The organism is Shewanella litoralis (assembly GCF_009828585.1).
GTDB lineage: Bacteria > Pseudomonadota > Gammaproteobacteria > Enterobacterales > Shewanellaceae > Shewanella > Shewanella litoralis.
In genome coordinates, this window is sequence record NZ_WSRZ01000001.1 from 168,417 (window position 1) to 185,347 (window position 16,931).

A 16,931-nucleotide genomic window follows, 5' to 3' on the forward strand; every position below is an offset into this window, starting at 1 on the left:
GATAAATGTAGCAATAAAGTTCGATTTATTAGAAAGGTTTACTCAGTCATCACTCTAGGTAAAGACACATAATGCCCAGTAAAGGCAGCACACAGTAGCTCATTACAGTACAGCCCGACCTCTAATGTGACCTTAATCCGCTTACCATCAGCTAAACCAGACATATCGGTGTTTGGCCAAATCACTTTAGCGATGGGCTCGGCAGTAATCGGTTTGATGTATTTTACGTTAGCATCAGCTAATACGATATCTCCTTGCACTGTTAACCGTTGCTGCTGCAACCACACCATGCCCCAACCAGTAAGGGTCATTAAGGTATAAATACTGCCGGCAAACATGGTGTTATGCAGGTTAATGTTGGGTGCCAAAGGCGCGGTGACCTGCAGTTCGGTACCACTAAAGCTGAGCGGCTTGACCTGCATAAACTGGCTTAAAGGGATCGTGCTATGCCAAGTATTTTGCAATTGAGATAACAGTTCGCTAAAACCACTACCGATTGGCACTACATTGTCTTGTGACATTACCACTCCTTATCACCTATGCCTTACTTAAAGCTAAACTTGCAAATTAAAGGTTACAGGGCCGTCGTTGAGTAATTCTACTTGCATGTCGGCAGCAAATTGACCGGTTTCAGTCTCAACCCCTTGTTGGCGACAAAAAGCCACAAAATCGAGATACAATTGTTTGGCTTGATCAGGCGTTGCTGCACACGAAAAACTCGGCCTTAAGCCTTTTGCGGTATCTGCTGCTAAGGTAAATTGCGACACAACTAATAACTTACCGCCTACTTGCGACAAATTGAGGTTCATCTTGCCATTATCATCACTAAAAACTCGGTAGTTCATGACCTTGGTAGCCAGTTTAGCTAATTTTTCGGCATTGTCTTCACGCTCAACACCTAATAGCACCAGTAAACCTTGATCAATTTTACCGACCACTTCACCATCAACCGTAACCGACGCACGCTTGACGCGTTGAATTAATGCAATCATAACAACCTACTATTATTAAATATAACAACCAATTAAGACTTTTCTATTGATGAATCGCTGGTCGCTTTGGCATGAGAATGTACTGCGACAGGATCATGAACATTCATCTTTTGGGCATTATCATCTTCGCTCGAGGCTTCACCTTCGGTAAAGATCTCTGCTTTCATCTCTTCAGCAATCACCGCTAAGCTGTCTAAATATTCAGGCAACGCGGCGGTAATTTCGGCGCCCAGTAACACAATCATCCACGATAAATACACCCACACAAATAAAATAGGAATAACCGCTAACGCGCCGTAAATCGCTTCGTAACTAGGAAACTGCGTCACATAAAAGGCAAAACCTTTTTTACCCGCTTCAAAGAGTACGGCTGCCACAATGGCTCCGAGTAGCGCATGTAAGAAACGTACCTTCTGATTAGGTACCACCATGTACAGCAACAAAATAGAGGCCACCGAAAACAATAATGGGATCCGCTCTACAATCCACGGCACAATGCCCGAAAGCTCTGTGCCAGTCACCACTTCTAATGACACCACATAAGATGTAGCAACTAGGCTGGCACCAATTAATACAGGCCCAAGGGTAAGTACCATCCAGTACATTGAAAATGACACCACATATGAGCGTTTTTCGCTAATTCGCCAAATGTTATTCAATGCTTTATCAATTGCTGATATCAACATAATGGCGACAAAGACTAATGCGATAATACCGACAAACGTGCCTTTAGACGCATTAGCAACAAACTCGTTGATATACACTTGTACCGTGTCGCCGGCTGCAGGAATAAAGTTGTTATAAATAAATCCCTCTATCTTGCCTCTAATCCCCTGGAAGACCGGAAAGGCCGATAACATCGACATAGTCACCGCCACCATCGGCACTAACGACAACAAGGTGACATAGGCCAAATGGCCCGCACGAATATTAATTTGGTCGTCAGCGAGGCGCTGTTTTAGGTGCAGTAAAAACTTTCCTATACCAGTAAAAAACTCGACGAATGGTCTAAAATCAAACTTCTTGGGCATAATAATCCTTATTTCATAGTCCGTTAGTGGAGATAACATTTGTATTAAGCCACTAACTTCGTACAATGTTATAACATATTAGTGCTAAAAGAATGGAGCGAATTGATGTCTCAACAAGGTTCGGCGGGCAATGTCCTCGCAGCAGTAGCAAGTTTATTTTTCCCAGGCCTGGGGCAACTTTTACAAGGACGCATTTTAGCGGCATTGTTGTTTTTCTGTATCACAGCCACATGCTATTTCTTTTTCGTCTTAGTGATCCCCGCCATTATTGGTGGCTTGTTCCATTTATGGAGCATTATCGACGCTGCAAAATTTAAATCAGGCAGTTAAACAAATCTGATCGTTAACCTCTTTAAGGTTACGTTCAACTCAAACAATAAAAAGAGACACATTGATGAAAAAATGGATATCACTGGCACTATTAAGTAGCAGTTTACTGTTGAGCGGTTGTCAAAGCGCCTATTACGGTGCCATGGAAAAAGTCGGCTATCATAAGCGCGACATTATGGTAGATCGTGTTCAAAATGCCAAAGAGTCACAAGAAGAAGCACAAGAGCAATTCAGTTCTGCACTCGAAGAAATGCAAGCTTTACTGGCTTTTGATGGCGGCGATTTAGAAGACGCCTACAACAAAGCCAAAGATGAATATGAGTCTGCGCAAACTGCGGCCGATGAAGTCACAAATCGTATTGGTAAAGTGGAAGATGTCGCCGATGCATTATTTGAAGAATGGCAAGATGAGATCACCGAAATCAGTAAAGCCAGCTTACGCCGCAATAGCACCAACAAATTGAACGAAACCAAGCGCGCTTATACTTCATTAGTCAGAAGCATGCGCCGTGCAGAAGCTAAAATGCCGCCAATTTTAACCGCCATGAAAGATAATATGCTCTATCTAAAACATAACTTAAATGCTCAAGCAATTGGTGCCATTAAAGGTGAATTTGCTAACTTACAAACTGACATTTCAAGCTTAATCAATGAAATGAACAAGTCGATAGAAGAGTCGAACAAGTTTATTGCGTCAATGGAGCAAGGTTAGTCGCTTTAGCTGAGTCATCAATATAACGTGATTTGAGTATTGGCTATGTAAACGTAGCATAGCCAATACCACTATAGGCACACTACTCTACCGGCGATGCGTCGACTGGTAGTACGTTATGACTAAATATTTGTTTTAACACTACTGTGGTTTCAATATTAGACACGTACTTTAAGTTACCTAAAGACTTTTTAATGAACTGCTCGTAAGTCACTAAGTCTTTGGCGACTATCTTTAATAAATAATCGTGCGACCCCGTCACCACTGAGCACTCCATTACCGCTGGCAATTGCGCTACCGTACTCTCAAATAATGCTGTTGACTCATCAGAATGCTCACTCAGGCGCACTGATGCGTACACCACGACACTTAAGCCCACTTTTGCAGGATCTACCTGGGCACCATAGCCTACAATCACTTTATCAAGCTCAAGCTTTTTAACTCGACGCAGACAAGGCGTATCTGACATATTTACTTTGTCGGCTAATTCAGAAACCGCCATTCGGCCATGACGCTGTAATATTTCTAACAGCTTTAGGTCTTTCTTATCCATTAAACAGATCGCTTTTTTAGTCAGAATCAAATGAGTGATTAATTATATAAATATCATATTTTTGAGTGAAATCCTCTACAAATCTTACTTAAGCACAAAAAAATCAAGTCGATAGACACAATATCGGTTGTGAGTTGTTGCTACTAACAAAAATGCCATGAAGTGATCTTCATGGCATTGGTATTACCTACAGGCATTAATAGTATTAACAGTCGTCAATATCCACTTCTACAAGCGGTAGCTCACCTGCTGCTAAGGGCTGTGAGTAACGGATTTCACATTTATTGGCAGCATAGTCGGCGTTTGGACGAATTCGTAAGCCCGGGCGGCCTGATGATGTATAAGTGGCTAATTTGAACTCTCCACCATCAGAGATATCAGCAATGTTAATCATTCTTGCAATGCCCGCTGTTGCAGTATGACGAGGATAACCATAAGCGAGCGTAATCGATTGGCCTTGTACGATAATACTATTACCCAAGCTGTTCCCTGTACTTGCAGGTGCAGTTTCATCGCAACTGGTACTAATCACACATGCAGAATACACCATGGTTTTACCACTGCTAATGGCGGCGGCAACCCCTTGCATTGAACTGGCATAAGCATCACTTTTTAAACTGATAAATTTTGGGGCTGCAACAACCGCTAAAACACCCAAAATAATGATCACCATAACTAACTCAATTAGAGTAAAGCCGTTAGGTTTGGTTTGCGCACGACGAGAGATTGTTGCGAGTCGACTCATTTTTGAATCTTAATCCTTAAATACGTTTAGTTAACACGCATGCATGACTTGGTCTTTGCCTGCATGCTTGGCTTGATACATGGCAACGTCAGCACGATGAATAAGGCTGTCGGTATCGCTATCTGCGCCATCGTATTGAGCAATACCAATACAGGCACTCACATTTAACTGGTGACCATTAATTTTATAAGGCTGCTTAATTAACTCTAATACACTTTTAGCCTTATGATTAACAATATCACACGGGTTATCATTCTGTAAAAGTAACACAAACTCATCGCCACCATAGCGGGCAAAAATATCACCCACCTCAAGATTGGCCGATACGTTTTGGCCAATACTGACCAGTAAGCTGTCACCGATACCATGGCCATAAGTATCATTAATCTGTTTAAATCCATCTAAATCGATAAATAACAGAGAAAATGATTGTTGGGCATCAATACGTTGCTGAATGGTATTTCTAATCGACATGCGATTAGCAAGCCCGGTTACCTGGTCATGATTAGCTAAATGTAATGCTTCGGCTTGCGCCTGAGCTAAATCAGCGGTTTTATCGATGACTCTTTGAGATAATTCTTTCTGACTATTTATCACTTGCTTTGACATACTGAAAAAACTGTCAAACAAGGTAACAAACTCTGTAGTTTCGATACGCTGCTTAGTCCAGGGGGTGAGTTGAGTTTGCTGCTTGGCTAAAGCGCATGCTTGAGCGGTCAGTGCGGCAATCGGTCGTGTGATCAATCCGGTCATCCACCAGCTTAGTAATAAACAAGCAAAAAACGACAGGGCAGCAACCCATAAAATGGTATTAATTTCAGACTCTGCGCGAGCATACAGTTCATCCAAAGGTTGCGGGATCATAACCCCCCATCCCGTTGTAGGCACAATAGTATAAGCCGCTATCATATCCTGCTTAACAGCCGGAGAATAAAACTCCATCACACCAGTATTACCGGCCATCATTTGTTTCACAATGCTGACTTTAGACAAACTTTTACTGTTTGCTTGCCACTCTTTATTTGGGTGAGCCAACACATTACCTTGGCGGTCGACAATAGCAGCATGGCCTTGTTTGCCAAATTTAACCGCTGACTGTAATAAACCAATAAATGCAGGATTCATTACTGCCAACCAGATACGTTGTTGCCTATCTTTACGCACCATATACAAGGTCGGATTATCGACCCCTAGCTTATGCACATCCGTAAACATTGCGTGAGATAAGTGAGAAAGATCAAAAACATTATCACCTTCGGTTAACGAGAAAGGCAGTGATTGTGCGGAACCAAATAACACATTAACTAACTGACCATGAGCGTTATATTCGCCAACCGACTCAACGTCAATGTCTTTAAAAAGTGAAATAAATTCTGACGGAATTTGCTGTTCGATAACAGCGTCAGTGACATGACTAAAAATTGATAATGCATCCACACTGTAGCGGTCTAATGCTTGTGAAAGGTTTTTAGCAAGCAATAAATGTTTGTCGTGAACCGTTCGATATTCATTATCGAGAGCTTGATGACTCATCCATAATGCCAGTACACAAATGGGGATCAATGACACCAAACTCATCGCAATTAATAGCAAATAGCGAAATGATAATTTCATCTAATTATAGTTCTCATTATCTTTATTTTTGTGTTCGCAACTGGGCGTTTCACTAAACATATTTGATTAATTTTTACGCGAAATTGATATGCAAGAAATTGATATGCAAAGCGTTGTGTTAACTTACTTAGAGTATAAATAATACAAAGACCACACATTAGACACATCTGTTTACATTTGCAATACACCCATAACAAAAAACCTCGACAATCACTTATCGAGGTTTTGTTTTGCAATACTAAGTCGTCTGTTAAGACGGACTCATTATAGGCTGTAGTACATCTCAAACTCTAATGGGTGCGTTGTACGTGCAACACGTTCAGCTTCAGCAGACTTAAGAGTGATATAAGAATCAATAAAGTCTTTACTGAATACGCCACCTTTAAGAAGGAAGTCGTGGTCAGCTTTTAAGTTTTCAAGTGCGTTTTCTAATGACGTTGCCACTTGTGGGATCTCAGCCGCTTCTTCAGCAGGTAAGTCATACAAGTCTTTGTCCATTGCTTCACCTGGGTGGATCTTGTTTTGAATACCGTCAAGACCAGCCATTAATAAAGCAGCAAAACCTAAGTATGGGTTTGCATGTGGATCTGGGAAACGCGTTTCGATACGACGACCTTTAGGGCTTGGTACCACTGGAATACGAATTGACGCACTACGGTTACGCGCAGAGTAAGCTAACATAACAGGCGCTTCAAAGTGAGGTACTAAACGCTTGTAAGAGTTAGTGCTTGGGTTAGTGAATGCGTTCAATGCACGAGCGTGCTTGATAATACCACCAATATAGAACAAGGCAGTTTCACTTAAACCTGCATACTTGTCACCCGCAAATAAGTTAACACCATCTTTAGCTAAAGATTGGTGAACATGCATACCACTACCGTTGTCGCCAACGATTGGTTTTGGCATAAATGTCGCTGTTTTGCCATAAGCATGCGCCATGTTGTGCACAACATACTTAAGAATTTGGATTTCGTCCGCTTTCTTAGTCAAAGTATTAAAACGTGTTGCGATTTCGTTCTGACCCGCAGTTGCCACTTCGTGGTGATGCGCTTCAACAACTTGGCCCATTTCTTCTAACACTAGGCACATTGCTGAACGCAAGTCTTGTGAAGAGTCAACAGGGGCAACAGGGAAGTAACCACCTTTAACCATTGGACGATGGCCTGTGTTGCCCTCTTCGTAGCTCTTAGCTGAGTTCCATGCCGCTTCTTTGGCATCGATTTTAACGAAAGTACCTGACATGTCAGTACCAAAACGGACATCGTCAAATATAAAGAATTCTGGCTCTGGACCAATTAATACGGTGTCAGCAATACCGGTAGACTTTAAGTATTCTTCTGCTTTTTTAGCGATTGAACGTGGGTCACGGTCATAACCTGTCATGGTACCAGGCTCTAAAATATCACAACGAATAAGTGCAGTAGTTTCTTCGGTAAATGGGTCTAAAACAAACGTCGTTGGATCAGGCATTAATACCATGTCTGATTCATTGATGCCTTTCCAGCCTGCAATTGAAGAACCGTCAAACATTTTACCGTCTTCAAAAAACTCTTCATTTACTTGATGAGATGGAATAGAAACGTGCTGCTCTTTACCTTTGGTATCGGTAAAACGTAAGTCAACAAACTTAACTTCTAACTCTTCAAGTTGCTTTAAAACTGATTCAACTGACATTCTCAAGCCTCCGGTAGGGTAAAGGGTTATCCCTTAAAATAATTTTTGTTATTCGCCAGACAACACATCTGGAAAACGAATTTGCATTTATACGATTGTCAGCAATAAAGCGATAATCATGCCAACTAGTTAACCTTTTGATTTTGCTAAATTTGAAAATATTACGCACTGCACCGAAAACCACTTTGCACCAGTGCAGTGCACCACTATGTTCCAGCGTGGTGCAAAAGTCCATCGTGGTGCGTAAGCTAATTGATAAAGTTTTCGTCAGTGTCACATTTCTGTATGACACACTTGTTACGCTATTAAATAAGCAATTTACGACAGCTTTTGGCTACAGCATAGCGAAAAATGCCATGTGCTCAAAAATAATCCTATCTACAAAAGCCGCTCTGAAGTAGAATGGCACGCTTTTTTATAGTGTCTATAATAAAATTTCACTATAAAGCCCCCTTTTTTTTATTGATGGTTTAGAGGTTTATCCGTGCTAGAGAATTTACGTAACATCGCCATTATTGCCCACGTTGACCATGGTAAAACTACCCTGGTAGACAAGTTGTTGGCGCAGTCAGGAACCCTTGCATCTCGTGGAGAAGCTACTGAGCGGGTTATGGATTCTAACGATCTTGAAAAAGAGCGTGGGATCACCATTCTGGCAAAGAACACTGCTATCAAGTGGAATGACTACCGTATTAACATCGTAGACACACCAGGTCACGCCGATTTCGGTGGTGAAGTTGAACGTGTTCTATCTATGGTAGATTCAGTTTTACTATTGGTTGACGCAGTAGATGGCCCAATGCCACAAACTCGCTTCGTAACCAAAAAAGCGTTCGCTCAAGGCTTAAAGCCTATTGTTGTTATCAACAAAATTGACCGTCCAGGCGCTCGTCCTGATTGGGTTATTGACCAAGTATTCGATTTATTCGACAACTTAGGTGCCACTGACGAACAGTTAGATTTCCCTATTGTTTATGCTTCTGCGTTAAATGGTTTCGCGACTTTAGATCCAGAAGACACTAGCACTGACATGACTCCACTTTTCCAAACCATCGTAGAGAAAGTTTCTTTCCCTGACGCGGATTCGGAAGGTGCATTCCAGATGCAAATTTCTCAAATCGATTACAACTCATACGTAGGTGTTATCGGTATTGGTCGCATTAAGCGTGGTAGCGTAAAAACTAACCAGCAAGTGACCATTATTGGTGCCGATGGTAAGAAACGTAACGGTAAAATGGGCCAAGTATTAGGTTACATGGGTCTAGACCGTACTGAAGTTGAAATCGCTAACGCGGGTGACATCGTTGCGATTACCGGTCTTGGTGAGCTTAAGATTTCTGACACTATTTGTGCTGTCAATGAAGTTGAAGCATTACCGCCATTAACCGTTGACGAACCAACGCTAACAATGACATTCCAAGTAAACACTTCTCCGTTCGCGGGTAAAGAAGGTAAGTATGTGACTTCACGTAACATTCTTGAGCGTTTACAAACAGAATTAGTTCATAACGTTGCATTACGTGTTGAAGAAACTGACAGTCCAGATCGTTTCCGCGTATCAGGCCGTGGTGAATTACACTTATCAATCTTAATTGAAAACATGCGTCGTGAAGGCTATGAACTAGCGGTATCACGTCCAGAAGTTATTCTTAAGACCATTGATGACCAGTTATGTGAGCCATTCGAAACGGTTACAGTTGACGTTGAAGAAGAGCACCAAGGTACCGTAATTGAAAAATTAGGTATCCGTAAAGCTGAAATGAAAGACATGCAACTTGACGGTAAAGGTCGCGTGCGTATTGACTTCGTTATCCCAAGCCGTGGCTTAATTGGTTTCCAAACTGAGTTCTTAACTGCAACTTCAGGCACAGGTTTGATATACCATTCATTTGATCATTACGCTCCACATAAAGGCGGCGACATCGGTCAACGTGCTAACGGTGTATTGATTTCAAACGCAACGGGTAAAGCATTAACATTCGCACTTTATGGTTTACAAGACCGTGGTCGTCTGTTTATTGGCCACGCTGTTGAAGTATATGAAGGCCAAGTTGTTGGTATTCACGCTCGCTCAAACGATTTGACAGTTAACTGTCTTAAAGGCAAGCAGCTAACCAACATGCGTGCTTCTGGTACTGACGAAGCGCAAGTACTGACTCCTCCAATCAACTTGACACTTGAGCAAGCGCTTGAGTTCATCGATGATGATGAATTAGTAGAAGTTACCCCTAAGAATATCCGTGTTCGTAAGAAATTCTTAACTGAAAACGAACGTAAGCGCCACAACCGCGGTTAATTCTGTTCAGTAAAAATATTTAGCCCAGATTATTATCTGGGCTTTTTTATGCCTGTTACAACATGAAAACATTTAACTAGGAAGTTTAATTAAAGATCTGTAATACTCATCCACAATAGTTAACATTAATTTGGGAGTCGATATGAGTATGTTGCAACATGTCAGTGTGGCAAAACAGGCCAACGTGTATTTCAATGGCAAGGTCACCAGTAGAAGCGTGTTATTTACCGATGGCAGCAGACAAACGTTGGGCGTCGTACTACCAGGCGAGTATGAGTTTTCAACCGCTGAAGGTGAAATTATGCAGGTCACTTCAGGTGAGTTTGAGGTGCTATTACCAGGCGAGACAGATTGGAAGGCGTTTAAAGCCGGTAGTCAATTTGAGCTTGCACCAAATGTGAGCTTTAGCCTGCGCACAAGCCAAATATCTGAATACTGCTGTCACTATATCTAGCCAAAAACCTTATGCAGTGTCATATCAGCTTAATCCGCAACAGATTAAGCTGATTTTTTAATAAAAAGCGTCTACTCTATGAAAATATTGATTTTTAAGGAGTTCAGCATGCGTATTATCTTACTTATTGGCTTGCTTATCATTAGCGCCAACAGCCTCGCTACCGTGTATCGCTGGGTAGATGAGAACGGGAAAGTACATTATTCTGACGAGCCCAAAGCTAACGCAGAAGCGGTTGATCTTAATCAAAATACCCAAAATAGTATGACCATCAATACCCCACCCCAAGCTAATGTCACGCCCGAAGCAGCAACTCAAGTTAGTTACACTGTTACGATAACCTCACCTCAAGAAGAAGCCACCATTCGTGATAATAATGGCGATTTTAGTGTTAGCGTCAGTGTTGCACCAAAACTGCCAAAAGGCGCCAAAATGATATTGTTAGTTGATGGCATCGTCGCAACGGAGCCGCAAACTTCAACAACATTCCAACTCAGCGGCATTTTTAGAGGCGAACATAACATTGTTGTTAATGTGGTAACACAAAGCGGCAAAGTACTTGCATCTAGCTCTCCAAGAAAGATATTTCTACATCAAGCATCAGTATTTGGACCGGCTAGAAAGTCTAAATAAAAAAGATAAAAGCATTAATATTCATTGAGTTATATTTTATATTTAGCTTTTCAATCTTTATTGTTGTTTGTGTTGAATAGGTTGCAGACTGCACCAAAGTGGTGCACCATGGTAGTGCAACCTCATTTTAGGACGGCTAATGGACACAAATAACCTACTCAATCATTTAGTTACGGCAGTGTTGGTAATCAACACCGAGCTTAAACCCTGCTATGCCAATGCCGCTGCAGCGCAATTACTTGGAGTGGGCAATCACAAACTACTTGAGCAAACATTACCAGAGCTTTATCAGTTAATGGGGGTTGAACCACAACTTCTACGTGATGCCATTACAGCTGGCCAAGGTCTAACCGTTAACACAGCAGCACTCATCACCCTTGATGGGCAACATCACACGATTGATATTACCTTAATGCCCATTGAAAATGACGGTAACCTGAGTATTTTAGAGCTACGCCAGGTTGACCAGCAGCGCCGCATTCACCAACAATTAAACATGGATGCCCAGCAGCAAGCGGCACAATTTTTAGTGCGTAATTTAGCCCATGAGATTAAAAATCCCCTTGGCGGTCTTCGAGGAGCAGCACAACTACTCTCACGAGAATTAACCTCACCGGATTTAAAAGAGTTCACCAGCTTAATCATTGAACAAGCCGATAGGCTGCGTAATTTAGTCGACCGGCTTTTAGGACCGCAACGCCCAACTCAACACTCAGCACATAGCATTCATCAGGTGGTGCAAAAAGTCCTCAAACTAGTGCAAATGGCGATGCCCGATAATATTAAGCTCAAGCGAGACTACGACCCGTCGATCCCTGATTTGCAAATGGATCCAGATCAAATGCAGCAAGCTGTACTCAATATTGTGCAAAATGCCATTCAAGCATTAGAGCCTTGCGGCGGCGAAATCTTGATTAAATCCCGCACTCAACATCAAGTCACCATTGGCACTCAACGTTATAAGCTGGTATTAGCGCTGTCGATCATCGACAACGGCCCAGGTATTCCACCCGACTTAATGGACACACTTTTTTACCCTATGGTGACCGGCAGAGAAGAAGGCTCAGGTCTAGGACTCTCGATTGCCCATAATATTGCCCGTTTACATGGCGGCCGTATTGATTGTGTTTCAGCACCTGGACACACCGAATTTATTATTAACCTGCCATTACAGTAAAAGCTGATGACGCAAAGAGGTTTAACATGAACATAAGCGAACAAGTTTGGATCCTCGACGACGACAGCTCTATCCGTTGGGTATTAGAAAAAGCACTCCAAGGGGCATCATTGTCTACCGCGAGCTTTGCCGCCGCCGAGTCGCTGTGGCAAGCGTTAGAGTCATCGCAGCCGCAAGTCATCGTGTCAGACATCCGTATGCCAGGCACCGACGGGTTGACCTTGCTCGACCGTTTACAACTGCACTACCCGCACATTCCGGTCATCATCATGACTGCGCATTCTGATTTAGACAGCGCCGTAAGCGCTTATCAAGCTGGGGCTTTTGAATATTTGCCTAAACCCTTTGATATCGATGAAGCCATTGGCTTAGTTGAACGCGCACTGACTCACGCCACCGAACAAACACCAGTAGCCGCGGTAGACACCGCAGTCAAAACACCTGAAATCATTGGTGAAGCGCCGGCCATGCAAGAGGTATTTAGGGCCATTGGCCGCCTGTCTCGTTCATCAATCAGTGTATTGATTAACGGTCAATCAGGTACCGGTAAAGAACTGGTTGCTGGTGCGCTGCATAAACACAGCCCACGCAAAGACAAATCATTTATTGCATTAAACATGGCGGCAATCCCTAAGGACTTAATTGAATCAGAGCTATTTGGCCATGAAAAAGGCGCCTTTACTGGTGCGGCAAATGTGCGCCAGGGACGATTTGAACAAGCTAATGGCGGTACATTATTTTTAGATGAAATCGGCGATATGCCATTAGATGTGCAAACTCGCTTATTACGAGTATTGGCTGATGGCCAGTTTTACCGGGTCGGCGGCCATCAAGCGGTGCAAGTCGATGTGCGCATTATTGCTGCAACCCACCAAAATTTAGAAGTATTAGTGCAAAAAGGCACGTTTCGTGAAGATTTATTTCACCGCTTAAACGTAATCCGCGTACATTTACCGCCATTGTCCCAGCGTCGTGAAGATATTGCGCAACTTGCGACTCACTTTTTATCGACCGCAGCAAAAGAGATAGGTGTTGAGCCCAAAATCCTCACCAAAGAAACCGCCATTAAACTGGCTAATCTTCCCTGGCCGGGTAATGTGCGTCAGCTAGAAAACACCTGTCGCTGGTTAACTGTAATGGCTTCTGGCCAGGAAATTTTGCCACAAGATCTCCCTCCAGAATTATTAAAAGACCCAGTAACAAGCCAGCAAAAGCAAACCGGCGCAAGTGATTGGCAAACAGCATTAACAGACTGGATAGACGAAAAGCTCGCTGCAGGTGAAAGTGATTTATTAACCGAGGTGCAACCAGAGTTTGAACGTATTCTGCTGGAAACCGCACTGCGTCATACCCAAGGTCATAAACAAGAAGCGGCTAAGCGTCTAGGTTGGGGGCGCAATACGTTAACCCGTAAACTCAAAGAGTTGTCGATGGACTGATAAGGTATGGTTAATAAGATCTAACATTAATCCTTTATATTACATGGTATTGTAATTTATTCTGGTACCCATGTGACTATCCGCTCATAGTGTTACATTATTTTATCTTATTCAATAAGCGGTAGATGCAAATCACATTACCAGTGCTAGAATGAATAACCAATAAAGCGATAGTGGCTTATCCCAAGTGCAAGGATTGATGTTTGGATTTTGATGCTCAATATGGTGTGGTGATTCACCAAGACTTTATTCCGCGATATGCGGATGACACTTATGCGAAAATTTTTGGCTATGAAAACGCCCAGGAGATTCTCGCATTAAAGAGTATTTTAGAATTAATCGACCCTGAGTCGCAAGACATTGCCGCACACACTTATTACGCACTCATGAGTGGCATCGAAAAACCACAAGTTCGTAGCTACATTAACCGCAATCGCCTTGGTGAGGTCATGAATGTGCTTGCCATTGAACATCTTGTTGAATGGCAAGGTCGTCCTGCATTGCAAATTACCATTGTGAATTTAACGCAATCGTTACTGCTCCAGCAATCATTACAACAAAGCGAATATCGTTACCGAGCCTTGCTTAATGGCTCAGTTCAAGGCGTATTAATCCACCGACAATTCACTCCGCTTTTTTGTAATCAGGCACTAGCTACAATGCTCGGTTATCCTAATACTCAAAGCATCATGGCATTACCGTCCATGCTAGATTTTGTCGACCCGGCCTACCGCGCTCGACGTGAAGAAGCACTTAACAATCTATTCAATCACAAAATTAACCCATCAATAGTCGAAATCAAATGTCTACACCACAGCGGTAAGCCTGTGTGGGTAAAATTGATGGAAACGATCATAGACTGGAATGGCAAGCCGGCCATTCAGGCTACCATGACCGACATCACTGAGGCTTATTTACTCAAAGAAAAATTTGAGCAACAAATACATGTAGACTACCTCACAAAAGCCCTTAATCGCAGAGGCATGATAGCGGCAGGAAAAGCATTGCTTCTCGATGAGGCACTGCAGCCCCAACATCTTTACTGCCTGCTGATGGGCCTAGATGAGTTAAAACAAATTAATCATTTATTTGGCCACGACATTGGCGATAAAACACTTATTCATTTTGCAAGACAGTGCCAAAGTAAATTGGCCGATGCAGATTTACTCGGGCGGTGGAGTGGCGACGAATTTATCGCTATTGTTCAGGCGAGCAGTAAAAAAATTGTCCGAAATATCGCAGAAAGTATCCGTCATAGCATTGATGATATTGATTTTATCGACCCAGAAACAGGTAAAAACCTTAGCTTTAGTGCAAGTGTTGGCATATCAAAATGGCAAGAAAATGACACTTTAGACGAACTGATTTTGCGAGCAGACTCCGCACTAGAACAAGCAAGATCGCAAATAACTAACCAACTAGTCATGGTGTAATACGTTAAGCCTACCGTGCCGATTATCAAATAGACACGCTTGTGCCCAAATAAAGCACCTGCTTACACTGGGTCCTGGTGAATAATCACTTCGGCATCATCAAAAGCAGCTTTAATCACAATGCCGGCTTGATCGGCTATACCATGCGCCTCTTCAAGCGATAACTCTCCCGGCAGCTCCATGTGTAATTGAATAAACGTAGTTTTACCGGCCTGGCGAGTGCGCAAGTCATGAATCCCTCTTACTCGTGGGTCTTGCTTTGCCAATGTTTTAATTTGCTCACGCGTGTCATTATCTAACTCACGGTCAAGCAAACTTTGTATAGAACGATAGCCTAAATCTATTGCTTGCTGACCTATAAATATAGCAATGAGCACCGCAAATAAACCGTCTGCCCACCACCAACCGTACATTGCTAACACCAATGCCAGTAATACTGCACCATTAAGTAGCAAGTCAGATTTATAATGTAATGAATCTGCTTCTACCACCGTACTTTTGGTTTTTTCTAGTGCACGTTGTTGTAATAACACTAACCCTAGAGTCAGCACAATCGCAATGATTGATACCACAATGCCTACGCCTGGGCTGGTAATCGGCACTGGATTAATTAATTTTTCGCCGCCATAAAGCAACAATAATGATGCAGAGCCTAGAATAAATGCCGCTTGTGCCAACGAGGCTAACGGTTCAGCTTTGCCGTGACCATAACGATGATCTTTATCTGCGGGCACAATGGCATACCGGATGGCAATAAAGTTTACAATTGAGGCTAATGCATCTGCAAATGAGTCTGTTAATGAGCCCAGCATACTGGCCGAGCCTGAATATAACCAAGCCAATAACTTAATCACAATAAGACACAACGCTGTCGCTACCGAGGCGCGACTGGCAAGTTTGACCCAAAAGTCATATTCAGAAGATGAGGACATAAGGTAGTTATCGATTCTATTGGCTAAGTTTTCTGGGTAACTATAGCAAGTTCAATACTATATTAGGACAAAGTTTACTTAACCAAGCCATCCCTTTTATCAAACTGTGACCATTAGCAAACTTGCATGAACAAAAAAGCCGTTACCACAAGGTAACGGCTTTCAATAAGGGTAAATCAGGCTTAATTAACGACGGGCTTTGTGGCCTTTACCTTTAGCAAACTTTTCTTGAAACTTTTGCTGTTGCTCTGGCATTAATAATTGATAAATTTCATTTTGCATTTTTAACTGCGTCAACATACGTTGTAAATGCTTTTGTTGTTGTGCTTCAGCCATTTCAGTCGCTTTAGCTTCATCGAAACTGGCTCCTGTAATAAGGGCTAACATTTCTGTACGGTGAGCAGTGCGTTGCTCTTTTGTTGGACGCTCAGGGCGGTCCGCTTTGTACTTTTCAACAATGGCTTTCACTTGCTCTTTTTGTGCGTCAGTTAAATCCAGCTTACGCAACATTTTATGCATGCCATCTTTAGGGCCATGGTGTCTGTCGCCTTTCTTGTTCATTTGTTCAGTTTTCACTGTGCTATCGGTCGCATCGGCAGCATATAACTGTCCGGCTAATAATGCTGAGCCTGCCACTAAGGCAACTAAACTAGTCTTGATAATTGATGATGTTTTCATTGTTAAGTTCCTTGGTCTACATAAGTGTCTGTTTTCTGCCTTAGCAGATTTGATACTCAGTTTAGCGAATGCAACGTCAATTAGGGTTAATGATGAGTAAACCTATGTAAAGAGCATTTTCATATCACGTTAATCGCCATAATTCATGATCAACTCGGCATATTCGGTCATAAAAATCGCTGAAATGAGAGCCAGTTAACGTAATGTGGACTTGCTTGTTACAGCAAACGGATTAGGG

The 16,931-nt window shown here is 42.4% G+C and carries 17 protein-coding genes; 8 read left to right on the plus strand and 9 right to left on the minus strand.

Features of this window, described 5'->3' with window-relative positions:
• Positions 1-38 precede the first annotated feature (38 nt).
• The 3 genes from GQA99_RS00765 to GQA99_RS00775 are packed head-to-tail and all read right to left on the minus strand — an operon-like array spanning position 39 to position 2,023.
• A complete protein-coding gene (locus GQA99_RS00765) occupies positions 39-521 on the minus strand; it encodes a thioesterase domain-containing protein (protein ID WP_160051943.1) in 483 nt (160 codons plus the stop codon).
• Positions 522-554: 33 nt separating this feature from the next.
• Complete coding sequence (dtd, locus tag GQA99_RS00770; protein WP_160051944.1) at positions 555-992, minus strand: D-aminoacyl-tRNA deacylase; 438 nt, start codon at positions 990-992, stop codon at positions 555-557.
• A 32-nt stretch (positions 993-1,024) separates the two neighbouring features.
• Positions 1,025-2,023 carry a virulence factor BrkB family protein gene (locus GQA99_RS00775; RefSeq protein ID WP_160051945.1) on the minus strand — a complete coding sequence of 333 codons (999 nt, stop codon included), beginning with the start codon at positions 2,021-2,023 and terminating at the stop codon, positions 1,025-1,027.
• A 105-nt stretch (positions 2,024-2,128) separates the two neighbouring features.
• Between GQA99_RS00775 and GQA99_RS00780 the strand changes: the two genes are divergently transcribed.
• Complete coding sequence (locus GQA99_RS00780; protein WP_160051946.1) at positions 2,129-2,353, plus strand: hypothetical protein; 225 nt, start codon at positions 2,129-2,131, stop codon at positions 2,351-2,353.
• A gap of 64 nt (positions 2,354-2,417) precedes the next feature.
• Complete coding sequence (locus GQA99_RS00785; RefSeq protein ID WP_160051947.1) at positions 2,418-3,065, plus strand: DUF2959 domain-containing protein; 648 nt, start codon at positions 2,418-2,420, stop codon at positions 3,063-3,065.
• A gap of 82 nt (positions 3,066-3,147) precedes the next feature.
• Here GQA99_RS00785 and GQA99_RS00790 read toward each other — a convergent pair whose 3' ends face one another.
• The 4 genes from GQA99_RS00790 to glnA form a co-directional block, all read right to left on the minus strand.
• A complete protein-coding gene (locus tag GQA99_RS00790; protein ID WP_160051948.1) occupies positions 3,148-3,618 on the minus strand; it encodes an Lrp/AsnC family transcriptional regulator in 471 nt (156 codons plus the stop codon).
• A 205-nt stretch (positions 3,619-3,823) separates the two neighbouring features.
• Entirely contained in the window at positions 3,824-4,363 is a 540-nt protein-coding gene (locus GQA99_RS00795; protein WP_160051949.1) for a type II secretion system protein, read from the minus strand.
• 30 nt (positions 4,364-4,393) lie between these two features.
• Positions 4,394-5,977, minus strand: coding sequence for a sensor domain-containing diguanylate cyclase (locus GQA99_RS00800; protein WP_160051950.1), 1,584 nt, complete (start codon positions 5,975-5,977; stop codon positions 4,394-4,396).
• A gap of 264 nt (positions 5,978-6,241) precedes the next feature.
• Complete coding sequence (gene glnA, locus GQA99_RS00805) at positions 6,242-7,651, minus strand: glutamate--ammonia ligase (RefSeq protein ID WP_160051951.1); 1,410 nt, start codon at positions 7,649-7,651, stop codon at positions 6,242-6,244.
• 484 nt (positions 7,652-8,135) lie between these two features.
• On the opposite strand from glnA, the gene typA reads away from it, so the two are divergent.
• The 6 genes from typA to GQA99_RS00835 all read left to right on the plus strand — a co-directional run bounded on the left by typA (position 8,136) and on the right by GQA99_RS00835 (position 15,083).
• Complete coding sequence (gene typA, locus GQA99_RS00810; protein ID WP_160051952.1) at positions 8,136-9,947, plus strand: translational GTPase TypA; 1,812 nt, start codon at positions 8,136-8,138, stop codon at positions 9,945-9,947.
• A 142-nt stretch (positions 9,948-10,089) separates the two neighbouring features.
• Complete coding sequence (gene ppnP, locus GQA99_RS00815; RefSeq protein ID WP_160051953.1) at positions 10,090-10,401, plus strand: pyrimidine/purine nucleoside phosphorylase; 312 nt, start codon at positions 10,090-10,092, stop codon at positions 10,399-10,401.
• Positions 10,402-10,509: 108 nt separating this feature from the next.
• Complete coding sequence (locus GQA99_RS00820) at positions 10,510-11,034, plus strand: DUF4124 domain-containing protein (RefSeq protein WP_160051954.1); 525 nt, start codon at positions 10,510-10,512, stop codon at positions 11,032-11,034.
• Positions 11,035-11,173: 139 nt separating this feature from the next.
• The gene (glnL, locus tag GQA99_RS00825; protein ID WP_160051955.1) at positions 11,174-12,211 is read left to right on the plus strand and encodes a nitrogen regulation protein NR(II); all 1,038 of its coding nucleotides are present in this window, start codon (positions 11,174-11,176) and stop codon (positions 12,209-12,211) included.
• A 26-nt stretch (positions 12,212-12,237) separates the two neighbouring features.
• Positions 12,238-13,650, plus strand: coding sequence for a nitrogen regulation protein NR(I) (glnG, locus tag GQA99_RS00830; protein ID WP_160051956.1), 1,413 nt, complete (start codon positions 12,238-12,240; stop codon positions 13,648-13,650).
• 203 nt (positions 13,651-13,853) lie between these two features.
• Complete coding sequence (locus GQA99_RS00835; RefSeq protein WP_160051957.1) at positions 13,854-15,083, plus strand: sensor domain-containing diguanylate cyclase; 1,230 nt, start codon at positions 13,854-13,856, stop codon at positions 15,081-15,083.
• 62 nt (positions 15,084-15,145) lie between these two features.
• Here the strand turns inward: GQA99_RS00835 and fieF are convergent, their stop codons facing one another.
• Complete coding sequence (gene fieF / locus GQA99_RS00840) at positions 15,146-16,015, minus strand: cation efflux pump FieF (RefSeq protein ID WP_160051958.1); 870 nt, start codon at positions 16,013-16,015, stop codon at positions 15,146-15,148.
• Positions 16,016-16,201: 186 nt separating this feature from the next.
• Complete coding sequence (locus GQA99_RS00845) at positions 16,202-16,693, minus strand: Spy/CpxP family protein refolding chaperone (protein ID WP_160051959.1); 492 nt, start codon at positions 16,691-16,693, stop codon at positions 16,202-16,204.
• Positions 16,694-16,931: the final 238 nt, after the last annotated feature.